The 16904-nt window shown below is 41.4% G+C and carries 11 protein-coding genes; 2 read left to right on the plus strand and 9 right to left on the minus strand.

Going from position 1 to position 16904, the window contains the following annotated elements:
* Window positions 1-100: 100 nt before the first annotated feature.
* A complete protein-coding gene (locus R2Q80_RS00005; protein ID WP_316797614.1) occupies window positions 101-1873 on the plus strand; it encodes a S8 family peptidase in 1773 nt (590 codons plus the stop codon).
* Between the two features lie 3 nt (window positions 1874-1876).
* Here R2Q80_RS00005 and R2Q80_RS00010 read toward each other — a convergent pair whose 3' ends face one another.
* The 9 genes from R2Q80_RS00010 to R2Q80_RS00050 all read right to left on the minus strand — a co-directional run bounded on the left by R2Q80_RS00010 (window position 1877) and on the right by R2Q80_RS00050 (window position 13021).
* Window positions 1877-2653, minus strand: a complete 777-nt coding sequence (locus R2Q80_RS00010; RefSeq protein ID WP_316797615.1) for a polysaccharide deacetylase family protein — start codon at window positions 2651-2653, stop codon at window positions 1877-1879.
* Complete coding sequence (locus R2Q80_RS00015) at window positions 2654-3586, minus strand: glycosyltransferase family 2 protein (protein WP_316797616.1); 933 nt, start codon at window positions 3584-3586, stop codon at window positions 2654-2656.
* Window positions 3587-3648: 62 nt separating this feature from the next.
* A complete protein-coding gene (gene cysM / locus R2Q80_RS00020; protein WP_316797617.1) occupies window positions 3649-4521 on the minus strand; it encodes a cysteine synthase CysM in 873 nt (290 codons plus the stop codon).
* A gap of 1 nt (window position 4522) precedes the next feature.
* On the minus strand, window positions 4523-5338 hold the full coding sequence (gene epsC, locus R2Q80_RS00025) for a serine O-acetyltransferase EpsC (RefSeq protein ID WP_316797618.1): 816 nt from the start codon (window positions 5336-5338) through the stop codon (window positions 4523-4525).
* Window positions 5339-5447: 109 nt separating this feature from the next.
* Window positions 5448-8561, minus strand: a complete 3114-nt coding sequence (locus tag R2Q80_RS00030; RefSeq protein ID WP_316797619.1) for a CusA/CzcA family heavy metal efflux RND transporter — start codon at window positions 8559-8561, stop codon at window positions 5448-5450.
* A 10-nt stretch (window positions 8562-8571) separates the two neighbouring features.
* Complete coding sequence (locus tag R2Q80_RS00035; protein WP_316797620.1) at window positions 8572-9669, minus strand: efflux RND transporter periplasmic adaptor subunit; 1098 nt, start codon at window positions 9667-9669, stop codon at window positions 8572-8574.
* Window positions 9670-9671: 2 nt separating this feature from the next.
* Entirely contained in the window at window positions 9672-10940 is a 1269-nt protein-coding gene (locus R2Q80_RS00040; protein ID WP_316797621.1) for a TolC family protein, read from the minus strand.
* A 56-nt stretch (window positions 10941-10996) separates the two neighbouring features.
* Window positions 10997-12349 carry a sensor histidine kinase gene (locus tag R2Q80_RS00045; protein WP_316797622.1) on the minus strand — a complete coding sequence of 451 codons (1353 nt, stop codon included), beginning with the start codon at window positions 12347-12349 and terminating at the stop codon, window positions 10997-10999.
* On the minus strand, window positions 12350-13021 hold the full coding sequence (locus tag R2Q80_RS00050; protein WP_316797623.1) for a response regulator transcription factor: 672 nt from the start codon (window positions 13019-13021) through the stop codon (window positions 12350-12352).
* A gap of 528 nt (window positions 13022-13549) precedes the next feature.
* Here R2Q80_RS00050 and R2Q80_RS00055 point away from each other — a divergent pair.
* Window positions 13550-16894 carry a TonB-dependent receptor gene (locus R2Q80_RS00055; protein WP_316797624.1) on the plus strand — a complete coding sequence of 1115 codons (3345 nt, stop codon included), beginning with the start codon at window positions 13550-13552 and terminating at the stop codon, window positions 16892-16894.
* Window positions 16895-16904 lie beyond the last annotated feature (10 nt).

Genomic DNA, 16904 nt, shown 5'->3' on the forward strand with positions numbered 1-16904 from the left:
CCCCCACGGGGTTTGTTTAAGGCAAAGGGTTAAAAAATGCTAATTCTTTTAAGTCAGATACAATAAAACCGTATTATTGTAGTAATACGTACATCTGCATATGATACCTCTAAATTTCAAGAAATCAATCTCGCTCATTTTCATATTGTGCTTCCAGCTATCCCTTTTCGCACAAAGTAAAAATGTTAAACTTCCCGCCAATTGGTTTAACCTGGATTTAACGGAGAATGGTTATTTCGGAATCAGTACCGAAAAAGCATACAAAGAGTTACTGAAAGACATTAAGCCTAAGCAGAATATCATAGTAGCGGTGATTGATGGTGGCGTAGATACAAGCCATCCTGATTTGAAAGATGTACTCTGGACCAATGCAAAAGAAATTCCTGGCAACGGAATCGATGATGATGGAAACGGATATATTGACGACATCCATGGCTGGAACTTTATCGGTTCAAAAAAGGGTAATCTTGAATTCGATAATCTGGAACTAGTCAGGCTCTTAAGGATGTATACACCGAAATATCAATCCACAACTAACCTGACACCTCTTGATAGCAGCCAGAAAGAAGAGTTCAGGTTATATAAGAAAATGGTTGGCGATTTCGGCAAGAAATATGAAGATGCAAGTAATACTTTTTCTGTTCTGCTCGCGATCAATAAAGTACTTGACTCGGTAGCAAAAGTTAACCATAAGGATATTCCCAGTTTTGAAGATATTGACCGTTACACACCTGATGACGAAACTGAACAACAGGTCAAAACCATTATTCGTAAGGGAGCGAGGGAAGATGGGAGTTTTGAAAAGTTTTATAAAAATATCAAGGAAGGCTATAAACAGTATGATGCCATGCTAAAATATAACCTAAATCCTAAATACGATATGCGTTCGGCTTTGGTTGGCGATGATTATTCAAATGCGGATCAAAAGGACTACGGTAATAACGACGTTAAAGGTCCGGATGCTTTCCACGGCACACACGTGTCTGGTATTATTGGAGCAAACCGAAATAATGAGCTAGGGATTATGGGCGTGGCCAATAGCGTAAGCATCATGGCTATTCGCGTGGTGCCAACTGGCGACGAACGTGATAAGGATGTGGCTAATGGGATTCGGTATGCTGTGGATAACGGTGCAAAAGTGATCAATATGAGTTTTGGTAAAGCTTATAAGTGGAATAAAAAAGTAGTCGATGAAGCCGTTAAATATGCTGAGGAAAAAGGTGTGCTGCTGGTACATGCAGCCGGTAACGATTATCGGAATAATGATGTTGACGAGAACTTCCCTAACAAATATTTTGAGGGAAAAGAAGCGGATGCCTACAAAGATGCTCATAAAATGGCTGTTAAACCTGATTTTGTTCCTCCGAAACGTAACGGTCAACCTGGCAATATGATGGGGATGTCTCCTGGCTATAACAGATCTCCAATAGTTAAACCTGTGCCGCTTGATTCAGCTAAATTTTCCTTACCCCATGCATCTAACTGGATTGAGGTTGGTGCAAGTGCTTATAAAGACGATGATAACCTGAAGGCAGATTTTTCTAACTATGGAAAATATAATGTAGATGTATTTGCCCCAGGCTTCATGATCAATTCTACAGTACCTGACGGCAAATATGAAGAAGCAGATGGTACAAGTATGGCTTCACCGGTAGTTTCTGGCTTGGCCGCACTTATTCTAAGCTATTATCCACACCTTAAACCTGCTCAGGTTAGGGAAATCATTATAAAGTCTGTTTCAAAAGTGCTTCACAAAGTCAGGTATAAAAATGAAAAAGGTGAAAATGAGAAAGCCTTGTTTAGCGAGATCTGCGTAAGTGGGGGTGTTGTAAATGCTTATAATGCACTTAAGCTAGCGGCAACATATCCGTAAGGCCTATTTTATATTAGAAATGAAGGATTGAATGGTGCCGAAAGGATATGATTTTGATTTCAGCCATGAAATGAATTCATCCATTCTTTTGATCATTTTGTTCCCTGTAGCTTTTCTGACATAGCCTGGAAAGCCAAATCTGTCGAAATCATCCAGGTCTGTAAATTCCCATGGATGAAAATAGATATTCAGGTAATGATCATGATTGTACGTCCAGCTTGCCATTTTTTTATATGCCCAAAGCGGAAGATTGTGGAAGGACAACCAGAATAATGGAAAACGAACCAATGGACTAACAGATGCCGGCAACTGCATTACATTTTCTTTGGTAAAATAAGTCCTAGAAATATGGAAGTTATTGTATCTCCCGGGAAGATAAGTCGGGTTAATTGATGAGTTGTATGTATATCCAGCCTTTTCAATTTCCTTTTCATCTACAGGCATCATCCTTGCCATACGGTAACCAGTAATCTTCTGTCCTGATAATTCCTCCAGTCTTAATTTCGACTGTCGTAGATGCTCTACCTTAAAATCTGAATGATAGTAGCCATGGGAGGCCAGCTCGTGCCCTGAATCTGTAATTCTTTTAATCAGGTCAGGTATATTTTCAGCAAATGTTACTGTACAAAAAAAGGTTGCTTTCACCTGGTGCTTATCCAATAAATCTAAAATAGATATCGTGCCTGCTCTGGATATAGAGATCTGATCATCAAAGGAAATATCTTTCCCATATTCGAAAGGCATATCGAATTCTTCAATATCGAAACTTAAAAGAACCATTTAGTTATTTTGAATATTGGTTGAACGAATAATATAATTAGGCCGGTTTTTGCTTTGCATAAACATCTTTCCTACATAGATTCCTATGATACCCAGGATGATTAGCTGCAAGCCTCCAAAAAAAACGATGGTCATGATTACAGATGCCCAACCGGATACTTCCACATCGTTGGCAAAAGCATAAATAATGTATGGGACGTACAAGACCGATGCGAAAGACAATATAAAGCCCAAATAGACAGCAGAATATAAGGGTTTAATGCTAAATGAAGTCACGCCGTGCAAGGCCAGACGAAACATCTTTTTAACAGTGTATTTGCTTTTTCCTGAGAACCGTGCCGCCGGATGATAGCGGACGGCATACTGTTTAAAACCAAGCCATTTAACGAGTCCCCTCAGGAAAGGCTCATTTTCATGAAAATTTCTGAATACGTTGACCACCTTTTGGTCCAATAACCGAAAGTCGGCTGCACCGGGCTCTAACTCAATGTCAGATAGCCAGTTTAAAATTTTATAGAAAAGACTGGAGGAGCTTCTTTTACCCTTCGATAGGCTTTTATCTTCTTCCCGTACTGTGTAAACGACTTCATAGCCTTCTTCCCATTTCTGAAGCATCTCTGGAATCATCTCCGGCGGATGTTGCATATCGCAGTCCATAGAAATGACACAGTCGCCGAAAGCATGGTCCATACCTGCTTTTACCGCCAACTGATGACCAAAGTTCTTAGAAAATTCAAGGAAAAATATATTTTCTGCGGTAAGGGCGTAATCCCTTATTTTTTCCAGCGTATGGTCTTTACTTCCATCATCCACCAAAATGAGTTCGTAATCGTATTGGATTGTAGAAAAAACACGCTTAATGCTTTCTGCAATTACGAAAATATTATCGGCTTCATTGTAAGCAGGGATGACTATTGAAACTAATTTTTTCATTTGTGATTGAATGCACGAATATAAGGATAATTACCAAAAAGTAATCAATCTGTTACAAACGCTTATCCAAACAAATCACTGCTTAAATATCTGTCTCCTCTGTCGCAGGCAATGAAAACAATCACACCCTCATTAAGTTCTGAAGCTAGCTTCAGGGCAGCAGAGCAGGCCCCTCCCGTACTCATGCCGGCAAATATTCCCTCCACTTTAGCCAGTTTTCTGGCCATATCTACAGCATCCCCCTGTGTGATGTCCATCACGCGGTCTACACGTTCAGGTTCGAAAATCTTTGGCAGATATTCGATTGGCCACCGCCGTATTCCTGGTATAGATGCGCCTTCAGTGGGTTGGCAACCTACTATCTGGATTTCATTGTTTTGCTCCTTCAGAAAGCGTGAGCAGCCCATGATGGTACCAGTGGTACCCATTGAGCTAACAAAATGGGTGATTTTCTGATCAGTATCTTTCCATATTTCAGGCCCTGTGGTTTTATAATGTGCCATGTAATTATCACTGTTTGCAAACTGATTGAGCAGATAATAACCTTCAGTTGCACCTTTCTCCTCGGCGTAATCACGGCAGATTTCAATACTTTCCAGTAAGGTTACTTTCGCGCCGAATGCTTCCATGGTTAAGGTACGTTCGCGTGTGGAGTTAGCTGGCATTACCAATTCAATCTCTAATCCAAATAAACTTGCGATCATCGCCAGCGCAATACCGGTATTGCCGCTGGTCGCTTCCACCAGTTTGGTATTCGCGGTAATATCGCCGCGTTCCATCGCACTGCGAATCATATTTAATGAGGCTCTGTCCTTCACACTTCCTCCGGGATTATTGCCTTCGAGCTTGGCAAATATCCTTACATTTTTGTTGGGATTAAGATGGCTGAGCTCAGCCATTGGTGTATTTCCGATTAAATCGATAATGCCTGCCATTTTATATTTCGTTGGTTTCGTTAATTTTTCTTACTGTTACAATTGGAGAATGATAGGCTGTGGAGTAGGGCAGGACACTTTCGGTAATCCATACGTTCCCCCCTATAACGCTGTTATGGCCAATAACCGTTTCCCCTCCTAAAATGGTTGCACCAGAGTAGATAATGACATGGTCTTCGACTGTAGGGTGACGTTTAGCACCGGCGAGATTTTTACGGACGCTTAATGCACCCAAAGTAACCCCCTGATATAATTTTACATGATTACCAATAACTGTTGTTTCCCCTATTACAATTCCGGTTCCGTGGTCGATATAGAAATAGGCACCGATAGTAGCGGCAGGATGGATGTCGATACCTGTTTTTGAATGTGCATGTTCAGTGAGGATTCTGGGAATCAGCGGCACCCTGGCAACAGAGAGGATATTCGCGATCCGGTAAAAGCAAATGGCATAAAAACCAGGATAGGTACGTATCACTTCAAATTCACTTTGTGCAGCAGGATCTCCATTAAATATCGCCTGTATATCACTGTTGAGGATAGCATAGAGCTTGGGAAGGTGATCGAAAAAATGCAAGGCAATCTCGGTGCAATTAATGCTGTCAGCTGCGCAATTAGCCTTGATGATTTCAGCAAGTTCGTTCTGCAAAACCAGTGCCTCTGTTTTTAATAAATAAGCAGGGGTGGATTTTTGCAGATTATCCGGATACAGAAAGCGGATGAGCTTTAGTGCCCAGTTCGAGACGGTATCATTTGAAGGAACATTGTTGCCATAAAATGGCCGATCAGCCAGTAGACTGAAAAACTCATCATCCATTGCCTTTGAATCTGTTTTGTGTTACAGGCAAAGTTATGAAAATTGATAAGGTTGCAATAATAAGCCCATAGAATTTATAGACTTATTATTGTAATTTTTTGCATTGAGCCTACACGGCTTTGAGGTTTTTATGGTAAGACCAGTAAAATACGATTGGGTAAACAAAAAGGTTAAATAAGGTATTGGTGATTAAGCCCCCAATGACAACAATCGCCAGCGGTTTTGAAGCTTCAGAACCAATTCCTGTAGAAAGCGCCGCAGGCATCAACCCTATGGCAGCCATCATAGCTGTCATCAGAACCGGTCTGAATCTACTTGCAATTCCGTCGCGCATAGCATCATTGAAAGTCCATTCTGGTTGATGTTTCATTTCGGCCATGTTAGTTTTGAATTTGGTAATCAGGATCACCCCGTTCTGCACGCAAATTCCAAATAAGGCAATAAAACCTATACCCGCAGAAATATTGAAATTAATGTCGGTAATAAGTAGTGCCAGAATTCCTCCGATCATGGCAAATGGAACATTATTCAGTACCAGCAGGGCATCTTTGATATTTCCGAACAATACAAAGAGAATGAAGAAGATGAGCACCAGGCTAATGGGAACCGCCTGCGATAACCGCGCTGTCGCCCTTTGCTGGTTCTCAAAATCACCTGCCCATTCCAGCTTGTATTCTTTTGGAAGTTTAATGGCTTTATTCACTTTTTCCTGAGCCTCTGCAATTACACTACCCATATCCCTGCCACGGATGGAAAATTTAATCGCCCCATAGCGCTTGTGCTTATCACGATAAATCATACTGGGACCGGTGATTTTTCTGATAGTCGAAATTTCCCCTAATTGTACATTTGAACCTGAGAGGGTAGGCACCTTTAGCTTGCTGATCGAACTCTCGTCGCTTCTAAAATCTTCAGGATACCGTATAATCAGATCGAATTTCCTTTCCCCTTCATAAATTTGCGTTGCCGCTTTTCCCCCAATGGCCATTTCAATCACAGCGTTTGCATCGGCGGTGCTTACCCCATAAAGCGCCATTTTTTTCTGATCGAGATTAATTTGTAGTTCCGGCTGGCCGAGGTTCCTCAGAATTCCAAGATCTTCAATGCCATCAACAGTTTTTAGAATGGATTCGATTTTTTCTTCCTCCTGTTCAATATATTCGAAGTTTTCCCCGAACATTTTTACTACAATCGAGCCCTTCACACCCGATACCGCCTCTTCTACATTATCTGATATGGGTTGAGAAAAATTCAGGCTAATCCCAGGGAAACTTTTTAGTTTCTCCTGCATGCGTTCAATCAGCTGTTCCTTGCTCTGCTTTCGCTTCCATTCTTTCCTGGGATAGATATCCACATGGAATTCCATATTGTAGAAGCCCGTAGCATCCGTTCCATCATTTGGTCGACCAGTTTGCGACATGACTTGTTTTACCTCGTCGAACGACAGAAATATTTTACGCATTTCATTCGAAAGTTTTTTAGTTTCATTCAACGATATGCTCAAAGGGCCGGTTGCCCGAACATATATCGATCCCTCATCCAGATTGGGCAGGAACTCCGTCCCCAGAAAGTTGAAACTAAAAACCCCTAGAATGAGCACAATCAGTGAGCTGAAAAATACCGCACGTTTTCTCTTAAAACAGAAGTCGTAAAACTTTAGGGTAACGGAGGTCATCCATACCAAAAATACATTGTGCTTTTCCTTAACGTTTTTCTTTAGCAAAACACTCGATAAAGCCGGCACAAGGGTAAAGGTTAAAATTAAGGCCCCGAGAAGCGCAAAGCTCAATGTCCATGCCAGTGGCGAGAACATTTTTCCCTCTACTTTTTCAAAGGTAAAAATTGGAAGCAGGCCGGTAATGATAATTAGCTTGGCAAAAAGAATTCCCTTACCGTTTTCCAGACAGGCTTTTTTAATAATGCCCAGCTTGCTCATTTTATTAAAACGGTCCATTCCTTCGCGATGAGCTTTCATGTCAAGGGCCACAAATATTCCCTCTACCATTACCACGGCACCATCTATAATAATTCCGAAATCTATTGCCCCCATCGATAACAGATTGGCTGGCATACCCTTTAATTTTAAGCAAATAAAGGCAAAAAGCAATGCAAGCGGAATAATGATGGATACAATCAATGTCGTACGCCAGTCGGCCATGAAAAGGAAAACAATGAGTGTTACAAATAAAATTCCCTCCAGCATATTTCCCATTACGGTATGTACCGAGTAATTAACCAGGTCTTCGCGGTCGTAAAATGGTTTGATCTTTACATCGTCAGGCAGAATACTCGCATTGATCTCATTAATTTTTTCTTTCAGACGTGCAATAACCTCACTCGGATTGCCACCTTTACGCATCACAATAATCCCCTCTACCACATCAGGATCATCATCTCTACCTACCTGTCCCAGTCGAGGTAAAGCTGATTCAGCCACCTCTGCAATCGTTTTCACGTAAATAGGTGTCCCATTGATGTTGTCAACTACCACATTTCTGATTTCATCGATGTTATTCAGTACACCAATTCCACGTACTACATAAGCCTGGTTACTTTGCACAATCACATCGCCGCCAACATTGATATTGCTCTTAGACACGGCATCGAAAAGTTCTGTTGCACTAACGCCGTATTGAATAGCTTTTTGCGGGTCAACTGTAATCTGGTAGGTTTTTACTTCTCCACCAAAACTTACCACATCAGCTATTCCGGAAACCGATAACAGCTCCCGCTGAATCACCCAATCCTGGAGGGTTTTTAATTCCCGCACTGTTTTTTGGTCACTGGATAAGGTATACCGAAAAATCTCGCCTGTAGGACCATATGGTGGTTGCACCTCAGGTTGAATACCCTCCGGCAAATCTGCTTCTTCCAAATGGTTGTTCACCTGAACACGTGCTTCGGCATAATCGACGTCATCTTCAAAACTTACCTTAACGATAGAAAGGCCGAATAAAGATGATGAACGGATGCTGGTTCGCTTTTCGGTTGGGTTCATCGCAATTTCAAGCGGCCGGCTCACAAATTTTTCTACCTCTTCAGCGCTTCTTCCAGGCCATTGAGTAATAATGGTAATATTAGTGTTTGTAACATCCGGGAAAGCATCAATGGTTGTATTTTTAAAACTGAGGTATCCCGCCAGGATTAAAATAAAGGTTGCAAAAAATATAAAATATTTGTTCTTCAGTGCAAACCCGATCACATTTTTAATGATTTTATTCATACAGAAGGGATTATTGGGATTTTAAACTTTCAAAAAGGAAAACCTGTTTAGATGCAACTAACTTATCTCCGGGCTGCAGGCCTTTACTGATATAAATCTTATCGCCTGCTTTTCTGCCAATTTCTATGGCTTGTATCTTTACCTTCCGGTCTTTTGTAATCAATAAAACATAATTCTTATTGTCATCGAAAATTACCGCTCTTGAGTTTACTACCGGTAGATTTACATTATTGTTTCCGCTAACCCTCACTGTTCCCAACATTCCGGGTTTTAGTAAAAAACGAGGGTTTGGAATCACTACCCTGGCATTCATTACCTTACTTTCCTGGTCAATGAGGTTGTAAATTTTATCTACTCTCCCCTTGAATGTTTCATCCGGATAGGAGAGCGTAGAAAGCTCCACCTCATCACCGGCTTTAATTTTGGAGATGTCTGACTCGTAAATATTGATCATTGCCCAAACGTTTGAAAGGTCGGCGATGGTAAACAGGCTTTTATCGTTATCACTGCGAATCTGCATATGATCAGTAATGTTTTTTTCGATCACAAATCCACCAATTGGAGATTTGATGGCGTACATGCCCGAGCTGCTTCCCCCATTTAGTTTTAAAACAGCGCTGGCTCTTTTTAATTCAGCTTTCTTGATCTTAAAATCATTTCTCGCCTCTTCAAGCTCCCTGGACGACGATAAGCCACTTTCAAAAAGCTGTTCAGCCTGACTCAGTGTTCTCTCCGCATTTTTGAACTCTGCTGTAGCAGATATGGCGTCCTTATCAAATCCAGATACCTCTGCACTTAGTACGTTGGCAAGTGTTTGCCCGGCAGCCACTTTATCTCCCAGCCTTACATTTACGCGGTTTACCGATCCGCTAACCATAGGATAGAGATCAGATTTTTTTTCCTCATTCGCAGTGATTTTGGCCGAGAACACCAGGTTTGATTTTCCATTGGCTTGTTGTACAGTATCAATTAATAAGCGATTGAGCAAGGAATCGGTAATGGCAAATTTCTCTTTTACCCCTTCTGATTTATGATTTGTGCAGGCGATGCCGAAGCTGATGGCTGAAAGCATCAGTATGCTTTTGATTTTATGGCTAATAAGTGTCATGTTTATCTGAAAATGGTTGTCCCGGTTACAAAATTGAGTTCAGCTCTGGCATTCATTCTGTTTTGCTGAAGCTTGTTGAGTTGGAGTGAGTTTTCTTTATACGAATCGAATAAGTCCAGGAATTCAATGAGGCTGATGTTCCTGGCTTTAAAATTTTTAATTAGTGCGCTGATCAGTTTATCAAAATCAGTACTGAACGATGGATCAATTTCATTGCAGAGCTTTTCATTTCTGAAAACGGTTTTATAAACATTGAATACTTCATTCTCAAGTATAGATTCCTGTTTCCTGATGTTGTTCTCAGAGGCGTCGATTCCGGTCATTGCTTTTTTAATCTCACCCTGATTGCGGTTAAAAAGAGGCAAGGGAATTTTTATGCCCAATCCGGTGTATTTTTCAGGATAATTACCTTTCAAATCGTAACTCAAAGAAAGTTCTACATCAGGAATAGCCATGGCCTTCTGGAGTTTAAGGTTCATTTTCTGAAATTCAAGATCAGTTTTTGCAAGCTTTAAATCTGAGCGGTTTACACGGGCAGAATCGACTAACGACTGATAGTGGAGGCTGGAAATTGAAATATCATTTCCGGGAGCTGAAAGCTGCAGCTCGATTGCCGCTGAAGGTGTTAATCCACAAATTAGCCTTAAATCTCTCTGGTTGTCCTCAAGCTCGTTGAGCACCGATGTCAATTCCGACTTTAGATTGAGTATTAACGATTTAATCCTGATCACATCTTTAAGTGCCACATTGCCCATCTTCATCTGTACTTCGTAAGCCGTTAGTAACTGGCTTGTTGCTTCGATCTGTTGCTGGTAAATCCGTACCGATTGTTGGGTAAAATAGGCATTATAGAAAGTGTGATGCAATTCAAAGCTCAATGTCCTGATCAGATCGAAGTAGGCAAATTCGGCCATTTTAACTCCAAACTGCGCCATTTTAATATTTTTATTCCGCTTACCTGCCAGCTTAAACAACTGTGAGACCGAACTGGCAAATTGTCCGTATTCGTATGAGGTTTGCAGAAACTTTTTGGTTTCGTGGTTGTAGAAAAGATTTTCATGTTCCAGTTCAGGATTATCCCACAATCTGGCAGTAATAATATCTGCCCTGGCCTGGTCGATTTGAAAATTTTCAGCCAGTAAATCATAATTCTGTTTCCTGAAAAGATATTCAGCCTGTTTAATATCCAGTCGGAGGGTATCGGTTTGTGCCAGGCCCTTTCCGGACTGTAATGCTAAAAAAATCAGCAGCAAAAAACATATTTGTCTCATGCGGCAAAGCTATTTCAGCCGCATTAAAGCGGCATTAAACTCAAATTAAAGACGAGTTAAAGCTTTGGGAAGTTTAGGGTAAAAGTTGATCCGGCATCTTCATTATCGGATATATCAATGGTGCCATGAAATAGCTCAATGATTTTTTTAGTCATGTATAGCCCCATTCCTTCACCTTGCAGCCCCGCTTGCGCAGCACGCGTATAAAATGCTTTAAAAATTTCCTCTTTTTCTGAGGCCGGGATTCCGATACCCTGATCTGTTATGGTGATCTGGATATGCTGATTATTTTCCCGGACCGAACAGATAACCCGATGTCCATCGGAAAATTTAAAAGCGTTAGAGATAATATTGTCTAAAGCAATTTGCAGTAAAATATGGTTCGCTAAAATAAATGCCTGCTCATGAGATGCTCCTGATAGGTCAAGTTCAAGGGGAAGGACTTTATTGATTTGCCATTCGTATTGTGTTTTTTTTAGTACTTCGTTTAAAGAAATAGGATAGCTTTGCGATTTAATCAACTCAAGATCCATTTTAGCGAGTGCCAGAAGGCCGTTGATAATGTGTTCCATTTTTTCGGCATCTTCAAGAACCGACAATAGCACCTCGCGGTAAGCTTTGATCTCCCGGTCTTTGGAAAGGGCAAGTTCAGCGGTCATCATCAGCCGGGTTACCGGCGTTCTCAGTTCATGCGAAGCATTGGCAACAAAGCTTTTCTGTAGAATAAAAGCCTGTTCAAGCTCGCCCATCAGTTGGTTAAAACTTTCAGCTATCAGGTTAATTTCATCCTTGTTTTTAGTAGTTCCCAGCCTTACTTCCATGTTGCGTGCATCAATCTGTTTTACCTCGTTAGTCAGATTTTTGAGTGGCTTGAGCATTTTCTCCGCAATCCATCTGCTTAATATCAGCACTACAACAGAGATCAAAACAAATACAAAAATCATAATTTTAAGCAGCTTGCTTAAACGGTTATGCGATCCCTGATCATCAGCCGAAGCAAGGATTACAAAATCCCCCTGATTATCTTTATAGTAAATTCCAACTACCTGTCTCTGGCCATCAACGTATTTAAGGTTGCCGTTCTTTCTCACCTTATCTATGGTCGCTTTTGTCCAGTATTGGGTCGTATCGCCGATAAACGTCGCCCTGTTTTTGTAATCGTAAATTCGGGTTACCTCACCATTCAGCTTCTGCAGGTATTTATGCCTCACACTGTTTAAGGCATCGCGGCTGATTTCATCTGCTTCTAAATAAAGTTTCGCAGTAACCATAGTGCGATCGGTAAGCCGTTCAAAAAAATCAGCTTGTAAAAACTTCATGAAGGTAAAGTAGATTACGCAAAGCACAGCCAGAAGCATTGAGGTGGTAATCAATGTAAAGTATAAAGCAATGCGGTCTTTGATCTTCATCTATTTTAAAATATACCCCATATTTATTTTGGTGTGAATGAGCTTCCGTTCGAAACCTTTATCAATTTTCTTTCGCAGAAAATTAATATAAACATCAATCACATTCGTTCCGGTTTCAAAATTAATATCCCAGGCTTTTTCAGCAATAAATTGCCTTGAAAGCAGGCGGTTCGGATTATTCATGAACAATTCAAGCAGTGTAAATTCTTTGGCGCTAAGGTCAATAAGCTTGCCGCCCCTGCTTACTTCCTTGCTTTGGGTATTCAGGCACAAGTCTTCAAAGCAAATCAGGTGCTCATTTGTCTCTTGCCCCTGGCGCCTCAGCATAGCAGCTACCCTTGCCAGAAGTTCCCGCAGGTGAAACGGTTTAACCAGATAATCATCAGCCCCAGTTTCCAGTCCCGTAACCTTATCTTCAATGCTTCCCATAGCTGTAAGCATCAGTATTGGTGTTTGCTGATCGGTTGTTCTGATTCTTTTACAAAGCTGTAATCCGTTCAGCCCCGGCATCATAATGTCAATAATCAACAGGTTAAAAACGGAAGCCGAAAAGAGTTGCAAAGCACTTATTCCATCTGCTGCCGATAGTACTTCGTACCCGTTTTCTTCTAAAGCTGACTTCAGAAGTGCTGAAATTTTAGGATCATCTTCTGCGACTCCGATTTTGAACATAAACAAAAATAAGGAACCAATCTTAAAAGGAAGTTAAAAATATTGGCTATTAACGTAGGGGCTTAATTCTTAACACGCTCTTCCGAATTCAAAAAAAAGTTTCACAAAGAGGATTAGAAGCCATCATGGACATATTTATAATAAATGTTACTAAAACATTTAAAAATATTCTATCAAATACATAGACTTAATGTATATTTGACACTATCTAACAACGGTCGCTGTTGTTGTCGCTCTTGAAACGTTAAAAAAAAGAAATACCGGTGTGTGATAAAACACCATTAAAATACCTTCAATTATCGATGTTGAAGAGTAGAAAGGAGGAAATAAAGCAAAACATAAATACACATTAGAAAAGGGAAAATGTAATCCATTTTCCCCGATTACAATCATTTAACCGGCTATCAATTGGCGTTGCGTCCGGTCAAACTATTCCATGAATCTTGTTAAATTTATGAAAATTGCGGGAGACTATCAACTTTAATATCTTCTTTAGCAGTATCATAATTAGCACAAACTATTATAATTATGAAAATAAGCGGAAAGTCCTGGAAGGACTCTCAAAGCTCATTATTGACCAAACCTTTTTTGCTCACCGGACTCACAGGATTCTTTCTGTTAACCTCATTGGCTCCGTTCTCAGCACTGGCTAAAGGAAATAATACTGAAATTAATCATTCATTTCATACCTACACACCAACCCGCTCAAACCGTAGGAACATCAACGCGATCACCATACAGGGAAAGGTTGTAGATGAGAAAAAGCTTCCACTTGCCGGGGTTAGTGTGAGAATTAAAGGTACCAGGCAAGCGGTATCTACCGATAATAATGGTGATTTCAGGTTGACTACAGAACAGAATGATGCCACGCTGCAGTTTACCTACATTGGTTATAAATCCAAAGAAGTGCTTTATACCGGGCAAACATTAACCGTTCAGCTGGAACCTGAAAGCAACTCTTTACAGGAATTTGTAGTGGTAGGCTATGCGACTCAGAAAAAAGGGAACGTGTTAGGTGCTGTTGCCAGTTTCGATGCCAAATCCGTTGAGGAAAAACCAATCGCCAGAGTAGAACAGGCGCTAATTGGTCAGCTGTCGGGCGTACAGGTAAGGCAGCAAAGTGGTATGCCTGGCGCTGCCCTGAGCATTCAGGTACGTGGTGCCGGATCGATTACAGCCGGCAATGAACCATTGTACGTTCTCGATGGGTTTCCACTGGATATAGCCAGTCAGAATTCGGCAGGTGGTATTAATAATAGTCCCCTTGATAACCTTAACCCTAACGATATTGAAAGCGTTCAGGTGCTGAAAGATGCAGCAGCAGGTGCCATTTACGGATCGAGGGCAGCCAATGGCGTGGTGATCATTACCACTAAAAGAGGGGTAACAGGGAAGGCGAAAATTAGTGTTAATGCCAATGCAGGTGTTGCCAGTGTATCCAGAAAGGTAGATATGCTAAGTGCCGACGAATGGGTAGCACAGGCTACACAACTCGCAAACGCAGCCTGGGTGGCTTCGGGCACCGGAAGAACAGCTTCACAAACCAATGCACAAAGGGCAGCTATCCTCGGACTTGCAGCAGGTACTATAAATACCAGTTATATGACCGATCCACGCTGGGCGCAGGACGGACACCCCGGCCTGGATTATGTTGACTGGCAAGACGCCATTTATCAGCAGGCACCTTATCAGAATTATGAAATCTCGGCAAGCGGAGGCTCAGAAAATGTCCACTATTTTATCTCTGCCAATCACCTTAACCAAAATGGAATACTCATCAATTCCAACTATAAAAACTATGGTTTAAGAGCAAACATCGAGGCTAATGCCAGTAAAAAACTTAAATTCGGACTTAACCTCGCGCCCTCATATTCGGTAAACAATGCTGCGCCCGGAGAAGGAAAAGATAATCAGCTGATGAATGCCCTCCAAATGGTTCCGGTGGTCGAAAGTTCAGTTGGGTTAAACACCGGCGCTTATGGCAACAGTACGTATACCTGGGCAAGTCCAAGATTAATCAGTCCTTACGCTTATCTGGAAACCGCAATCAATACCATTAAAACCTCCAGGTTGCTTACCTCCGTTTACGGTGAATATCAGATCATCGATGGGCTATCGCTAAAGTCGACCTTAAATTACGATAATATCGACCGCAATAACTCGCAGTATAAATCTGATCAGGTAACCGTAGGTGCTGCTTCAAGCCTCGCCACCAGTCCGGGTCTTTATTCAACAGGTGCTTATATTGTAAACAAAAAACAGAATTTCCTGAATGAAAACACCTTAAGCTATACCAAAACTTTTGCCGAAAACCACAAGCTTACGGCGCTTGCAGGGGTATCCTATAACATTGTTCACCTGGAAGGCGCAAGTTTGGCAACAGCCGGCGGTTTTGCAAATGACATTGTAAAAACCTTAAGTAATGCCATTGCAAACTCAGCAGGGGTAACCTTAACCGGTACCTCTACCGAATCGAATAATACGCTGTTTTCATACTATAGCCGCTTACAGTATTCTTATAAGGATAAGTATCTTTTCTCTGGAAGTATCAGAAGAGATGCCTCATCTAAATTCGGCTCAGAGAACCGATGGGGTACATTCCCTTCACTATCTGCCGGATGGAAAATTTCGGAAGAAACCTTTCTTAAAAACGTCAAAGCAATCAGCGATCTGAAGCTTCGGTTGAGCTGGGGTAAATCGGGTAACAACAATATCGGCGATTATAACGCCATCAGTACCCTGGTTAGTTCTAATTATGTATTCGGCGGAAACACACCAACAACTGCAACCGGGCAGGTGGTTTCCGGCTTGGCAAACAAAGCTTTAAAATGGGAAACTTCCAGCACTTACGATTTAGGCCTGGATCTTAGTTTATTAGCCAACAGGATTAACTTCACTTTTGATGCCTATCATAAAAAGAATACCGATTTGCTGCTGAATCTGCCGGTACTTTCGGCAAGCGGTTTCAGTACCAGTCTTCAGAATATTGGTGCAGTGGTAAATACGGGCTTAGAGTTTAGCCTTAACACCGTAAACATCAAAACTTCTGATTTTCAGTGGACGATGAATGCGAATATTTCTTTCAACAAAAACAAGGTAACCGATCTTGGTCCCACACATGCCGATATTCAGATTGCATCAGCTTATAGCGGAAGTAATGCCCCGTATTTGCTAAAAGAAGGCTTACCTGCATTCAGTTATTACATTACCAAAACTGATGGGATTTTAACAGCAGCTGACATTGCCAACCCAGGTGTGGCCAAAGTAACGGGACAAACCGTTGGAGATGCGAAATATGTTGATAATAATGGCGATGGTAAAATTACCGCTGCCGATCGGGTAATTGGCGGACAGCCAACACCAAAATATACCTGGGGATGGTCAAACAACTTTAAATACAAAGGCTTTGATTTGGGTATTCAGCTCTATGGCCAGCAAGGAGGCTCAATCCTATCTTATCTAGGCAGGGCAATCGATTTTTCGGGAAGCACCACAGCAAATGTTTTAGGCGTGTGGAGAGATCGATGGTCAACCACCAATCAGGATTACAGTGCGCCAAGAGGCAAACTTGGCGCAAGTTATACCTATCCTCAGGTCACATCAGACTGGGTTTACTCAACCGATTTTTTCCGTGTACAAAATATCACGCTTGGATATGATCTGAAAAAACTGTTTAAAACCCCGTTTATTTCGTCGGCAAGAATTTACGTCGCACTCGAAAACTATTTCTCTCATGATAAATATAAAGGAGGCGCAAATCCGGAAGCACAAAACACCAATGTGAGTGGTGACACCAGTTATGCCATTTCGGGTGATTATGGCTCACTGCCATTAAGTAAAACTGCCTCCATTGGTCTAAACATCGGTTTTTAAAAGAGATTAC

The sequence above is a fragment of the Pedobacter frigidisoli genome (assembly GCF_032678525.1).
Taxonomy (GTDB): domain Bacteria; phylum Bacteroidota; class Bacteroidia; order Sphingobacteriales; family Sphingobacteriaceae; genus Pedobacter; species Pedobacter frigidisoli_A.

Bases quoted from the DNA above. Each gene is read 5' to 3' on its own strand.
- R2Q80_RS00005 (WP_316797614.1), top strand. From the start codon at position 101: ATGATACCTCTAAATTTCAAGAAATCAATCTCGCTCATTTTCATATTG.
- R2Q80_RS00010 (WP_316797615.1), bottom strand. From the start codon at position 2,653: ATGGTTCTTTTAAGTTTCGATATTGAAGAATTCGATATGCCTTTCGAA.
- R2Q80_RS00015 (WP_316797616.1), bottom strand. From the start codon at position 3,586: ATGAAAAAATTAGTTTCAATAGTCATCCCTGCTTACAATGAAGCCGAT.
- cysM (WP_316797617.1), bottom strand. From the start codon at position 4,521: ATGGCAGGCATTATCGATTTAATCGGAAATACACCAATGGCTGAGCTC.
- epsC (WP_316797618.1), bottom strand. From the start codon at position 5,338: ATGGATGATGAGTTTTTCAGTCTACTGGCTGATCGGCCATTTTATGGC.
- R2Q80_RS00030 (WP_316797619.1), bottom strand. From the start codon at position 8,561: ATGAATAAAATCATTAAAAATGTGATCGGGTTTGCACTGAAGAACAAA.
- R2Q80_RS00035 (WP_316797620.1), bottom strand. From the start codon at position 9,669: ATGACACTTATTAGCCATAAAATCAAAAGCATACTGATGCTTTCAGCC.
- R2Q80_RS00040 (WP_316797621.1), bottom strand. From the start codon at position 10,940: ATGAGACAAATATGTTTTTTGCTGCTGATTTTTTTAGCATTACAGTCC.
- R2Q80_RS00045 (WP_316797622.1), bottom strand. From the start codon at position 12,349: ATGAAGATCAAAGACCGCATTGCTTTATACTTTACATTGATTACCACC.
- R2Q80_RS00050 (WP_316797623.1), bottom strand. From the start codon at position 13,021: ATGTTCAAAATCGGAGTCGCAGAAGATGATCCTAAAATTTCAGCACTT.
- R2Q80_RS00055 (WP_316797624.1), top strand. From the start codon at position 13,550: ATGAAAATAAGCGGAAAGTCCTGGAAGGACTCTCAAAGCTCATTATTG.